General features: G+C 47.9%; 2 protein-coding genes. Both read right to left on the bottom strand.

The genetic code is table 11. The features are described from left to right. The coding region (locus tag R8N46_RS25185) for an ATP-binding cassette domain-containing protein (RefSeq protein ID WP_318189772.1) at positions 1 to 404 on the bottom strand (404 nt) is incomplete at its 3' end. After that, positions 404 to 1,135 (bottom strand): metal ABC transporter solute-binding protein, Zn/Mn family (locus R8N46_RS25180; RefSeq protein ID WP_318189771.1); only part of this gene is annotated, 732 nt, incomplete at its 5' end. The genes R8N46_RS25180 and R8N46_RS25185, both read right to left, overlap by 1 nt.

The following is a 1,135-nucleotide window of genomic DNA, read 5'->3' as shown; positions in this document are numbered from 1 at the left end:
CGACGATCTGAGCGAGCGGCCATGCCGACGCGATCTAATTGCGCCAACGCACGTTGTGTTTGTTTGGTTTTACGGCGCCAGAATAGTGGGATTCGTGTTTGGTTCAGCAACACAAAATCCATCACCGTTAGCGGTAAGCTGGCTTCAAACATCGCTTTTTGAGGAACATAACCAACGTTTCCGCCAAGCTTATTGTGAGTCTTACTCGGCCAATGAACGGAAATGTCGCCAGTAAAAGGCGTAAGTCCAAGTACGGAGCGCAACAACGAGGTTTTTCCTCCACCATTTGGACCCATGATCACATGACACTTGCCCGGCTCGAAGGTTGTCGTGACATTTTGCAATATCACGTTGTCACCGTATTGGAGACTTAAATTATCTATCGAGATAGAAGGACCAAGCATTACGCTTTCTCCTGTGCGTGTTTGCTTGCCACGAACTTCATCGCTTCAATTAAGGTCTCAACATTTTCGCGCATCTCAACTTCCACTTTGTTCGCTTCGTATTCCCCATGCGTCATGTGAGAAAAACGGTAGAGCTTAACTCCTGTCGCTTCTTCGATGGTATCAACAAAGCGATTTGGCATATTCAGCTCGTAAAACAACACATCAATGCCAGATCGTTTGATCTTCTCGATCGTCTCTTGCAGTTGGCTCGCGCTCGGCTCCACGCCATGAGCTGGCTCAATCACTGCAGCAACATCCACACCAAACTCTTGCAGAATGTAGCCGTATGCGTTGTGCGTTGTCGCAACCTTCATACCCGCCGTGTCCAATTCGCCCAACGACAACATGGCATCACGTTTCATCATGCGAAAAGTTTTGGCGTATTGACGCGCGTTTTTACGGTAGAAATCGGCATTTTCAGGGTCGAGTTTGCTCAACTCGCTCGCGATGGTATAAACCTTTTGAATCGTTGTTGAGAGCCCAACGAACGTATGTGGATTCACCGCGCCTTGCCCGACTGATTGTCCCACTGCTGGTAATAGCGGAACTTCTTTGTTGGCTTCAATGACAACGAGATCATCACGTTGCGACGCGTTGATCACCTTCAACGCAAAATCATCATGGCCAATACCATTCACCACGATGACATCCATTTCATTGAGACGTTTTAGATCATTCGGTTGCGGTAA

The sequence above is a fragment of the Vibrio sp. 1874 genome (genome assembly GCF_033344395.1).
Classification (GTDB): Bacteria; Pseudomonadota; Gammaproteobacteria; order Enterobacterales; family Vibrionaceae; genus Vibrio; species Vibrio alginolyticus.
This window is presented reverse-complemented; position numbering and strand designations above follow the sequence as displayed.